General features: G+C 66.6%; 5 protein-coding genes. All 5 read right to left on the bottom strand.

Features of this window, described 5'->3' with window-relative positions:
* The coding region (locus tag OEB96_RS00545) for a hypothetical protein (RefSeq protein ID WP_266213413.1) at positions 1–285 on the bottom strand (285 nt) is incomplete at its 3' end.
* 60 nt (positions 286–345) lie between these two features.
* Entirely contained in the window at positions 346–675 is a 330-nt protein-coding gene (locus OEB96_RS00540; protein ID WP_266213412.1) for a hypothetical protein, read from the bottom strand.
* 55 nt (positions 676–730) lie between these two features.
* The gene (locus OEB96_RS00535; protein WP_266213411.1) at positions 731–1,225 is read right to left on the bottom strand and encodes a hypothetical protein; all 495 of its coding nucleotides are present in this window, start codon (positions 1,223–1,225) and stop codon (positions 731–733) included.
* Entirely contained in the window at positions 1,225–1,455 is a 231-nt protein-coding gene (locus tag OEB96_RS00530) for a hypothetical protein (RefSeq protein ID WP_266213410.1), read from the bottom strand. Before OEB96_RS00530 ends, OEB96_RS00535 begins: the two co-directional genes overlap by 1 nt.
* Positions 1,456–1,538: 83 nt before the next feature.
* Positions 1,539–2,732 (bottom strand): hypothetical protein, encoded by a 1,194-nt coding sequence (locus OEB96_RS00525; RefSeq protein ID WP_266213409.1) that lies wholly within the window; start codon positions 2,730–2,732, stop codon positions 1,539–1,541.
* Between the last annotated feature and the right edge of the window lie 793 nt (positions 2,733–3,525).

The following is a 3,525-nucleotide window of genomic DNA, read 5'->3' as shown; positions in this document are numbered from 1 at the left end:
CACGTTGGGCACCCCGGCGCCGCGCAGGCCCCGGGCGTACTCCTCCACCTGGTAGCGCGACAGGGCTCGATCCCGCGTCCGCGGCACGCCCCACTTGCGCAGCGACCGAAACCACCGCCACCTAGGGTGGGCCTTCTTGACGGCGTCCTTGTGCGGGTAGCTATCGCCTTCGAGCAGGATCCCGTCGGCGTAGCGGTACCTCACCACCACCTCGGCCGGCTTGGTCTCGGCAGTCGCGGAGGTCGAGGACTCGACCGGGGAGTCGGTTGTGCTGGTCTCGTTCATCGTTCACCTCTGCGAAGGCCCACACCGCGGCCGAGCACGCCTCGGCCGCGGCGTGGAGCGTCAGGTCCGTTCGTCGTCCCTGCCTCCACGCCGCAGCAGCGTGGCCAGGCGCCGGTTGGCTCGCGTGCGTATGCGAAGGAGTAGGTCCAGCGGCCCCCGCCGCGTCAGCTGCTCGCCGATCGCTTCGAGTTGCTCGATCTGCTCGGCGATCACTGGATCGACCAGGTCGGACGGCCCCCGCCCTCGCCACGTGCGATACAAAGGGGTTGGAGGAGGCTCCGGAAAGGAGGCCGCCCGCCTGGTCAGGAAGAAGTCGAGGAGGTCGAGACCCGGCCGCGCATCCTTGGCACGCGATCGACCCCGCGAAGTTCGGGCGTCACGCGTGGCCATGGTCTCGCTCCCTGGCATCGCGCCCATGCTTCGGCCGGGTCTCGGTGGGCATGGCTCAACTCATGCCGGGGACCACGTCGGGCGTGGGCTCGAGGTCATCGTGCTCGGCAGCCTCGGCCGCGTTGGCCGTGGCGCCGTACTTCTGGGTTTCGAGCCAGCGGTAGAAGCCGATCTCGCCCAGCGCATCGACCAGCGAGTGCAGGTCGATCTCGATGGTGCCGTCGTCGTGGTTCGGCGGAGGTTTGGGGATGCACCCCACGCAAGGCGCCGCGAGCGGGTCGGGCGGAGTGGGAAGGCTCTGGCGGCCGAGCCAGTGCCCGACGAGCGCCGTACCTGCGGGGATCAGGGCCTGGATCAGCTCGCGCTGACTCCGTTCACGGGTCACCCGGTCCTCGAAGGCCATCTCGCGCGACTCCTTGTCGAGCGCCAGCACCTGCTGCTGCGCCTTGGCGTCGGTGACCGATCGCCACAGCGTGGCCACCCCGTACAGCATCGCGGCGATGCCCAGGAGCACCAGCGCGGCCGCGAGTCCTTGATCGAGCGTCTCCATCACACACCCCCTTCCGCGGTGACGATGGGCAGCGGCTCGAGCAGCTCCATCACCAGGTGCACGCGCTTGCTGGCGCCACCGCTGTGGAAAACCTTGCGGTCCACCAGGCGATAGCCGTGTGCGGCCTGGGCCTCGAGCCAGGCCGCCTGGGCGGCCTCGTGCTCGGGGCCACCCACGGCAAAGCCCTGGCAGACGTAGATTGGTTTGGTCGGGTTGTTTGGTTCGGACATCGTTCGTTCTCTTGGTGTGCAAAGGGTTTGCGGCCCGAAATCGGGTCGCATTGGAAGGAAACCTGTCGGGTGAGCCTGCGCGATCAGCCGCCGCGCACTTCCTCGATGAGCTGGCCCAGAGCGAGCGCCTGCATGCCGAGTGCGTCGAAGAGCCCGGCCATCAGCTCCTGCGTCACGGCCTCGCCCTTGGCCGTCCACGACTCGCCGAGCTTGGTGAAGATCGCCGCGAACTCGTCGTCGGTCGCCGCGGCACGGGCGGCCTCGATGAGCGCCCAGTCGTCCTCGGGCAGCAGCGCGCGAGCCTTGGCCATGCCGCCCTTGGGCACCTTGGCCAGCACCCGTTCGAGACGCTGGGCGTACTGCGAGGGCTCGGTCGCCGTGGTGTCCACGGTTGGCGATGCGGCGGCCTTGGCCTTCGCCTTGGCCTTGCCGCGCGGTGGCTCGTTGGCGGCGGATTCGGGCTCGGCCTGCGCCCGGGCCTGCTGCGTGGTGGCCATCTCGATGACCTTGCGCAGCAGCACCATCAGGTCGGGACCGGCGATGTCGATCGACTTGCCGAACATCTCCGCGCGCTGGCTCGAGCGCTGCTTGAGCAGCTCGTGCTCGAGCAACCGCTGCTCGCGGGTCGACTCGTGCTCGAGGATCGACAGCACCTGCTGGAGGTCGTGCTGCCGCCCCCCGCCGAGCTGGTCGCCGAGCCGCTCGAGCAGCTCCGTCGACTTGCCCAGGATCATCGGGTACTGCCGCACCACGTCCATGAGCACGCGGAACAGCCCGTCGTTCTGGCGCTGGAGCTGCACCACGGTGGACATCATCGTGTCGTGGTGTTCGCGGAGATCCGTGCCCGTGCCCAGCTCGTCCCCGGCGCCGCCGAGCAGCGAGGCGGGCAGGAGGAACTGGAAGCTCACCTGCTCCTCTTCCTCCTCGCCCTCGTCGTCCATGACGCGACGCAGGCCCACGATGCGGTAGTTCTTGCGCTCGCCCGTCTCTTCGACGTGCTGACGCGCGGCCTCTATGATCTCGTTGGCCAGATCGGTCGGCGACGTCCCGCCGATGAGGACGATCGCGCCGTCTTCATCGGTGAGGTCCTCTCCGTCGCCGTCGCACTCCCAGCGGTGCGGTGTGGGGACATAGCCGTTCTTTCCCATGTGCCGACGTAGCTCGAGGGCATCCAGGCCATCCAATGCATGGCGAGAGAGGACCTTCTCGAGCAGTCGGGTGCGTGTGTTGGTGTGTGTAGAGTGGGGGTCGTCGGTTCTTACATGCTTGAGTGCCATGAGGCGCTCCTATTCGGAGAGCCCCTCTGTATCGCCTGGTCAGTGAACACCAAAACATGGCCGGACGCAAACGGCTTTGTGTCGGATTCATTCGACCGAATCGGGGGAGATACGGGCAAACTGCACGAGAGAGCCCCGAAACGGCCCTTCACCGAAATTCGGCGTAGGGGTGACACCCATGATCCGTCACTGTCTGTATCGGGTACGAAACCCCCACCTGTTTGCGCTCGCATCCGCTCTTGCCTCGAGTCGAACTGTTGCAAAGTGCACGGATTCGAGGAGCTACGGGCAAGTGTTCGAAGTCGCCCCGTAGTGGTACTGGCCAGTAAGTGGTTCCACTCGACTCGATACGACGAGCTTCGTCCATGATCTTCGCGCGAAGGAATGCCCGACCTCGCGGTGTATGATGCTGTCGGAGTCGAGCATCGTCGATCGGCCTCGGCCACTGTCCGTATCGGATACTTTCGAATCACATCTTTTCGCGCGTGCCCGACGTCGGCCCGAGGCGGATCGCCGCGAAACGCGGGAATTCGAGGAGATACGAGCCGTCGCCCAGGCTGATGCGCAGTGGCGGCCGCGAATTCGTGGGTAACGCGAGACCCGATACGTGGACTCTCGGCGATGATCGCTCGTGCGAGGGATTGCCCGATCCTGAATCGTAGGTCGCTGTCGGATCCGCGCGTCGTCACGGGTGCAATTCGGTCCATACCCCCGTCGACGATCCCCGCTCCCTCGGACCTCGAAGTCGATAACTGCCGCGGTTCCGAATCGATTCGGAAACCATTCCGAATCG

Origin of the sequence: Paraliomyxa miuraensis (genome assembly GCF_026337845.1) — a bacterium.
GTDB lineage: Bacteria > Myxococcota_A > Polyangia > Nannocystales > Nannocystaceae > Paraliomyxa > Paraliomyxa miuraensis.
This window is presented reverse-complemented; position numbering and strand designations above follow the sequence as displayed.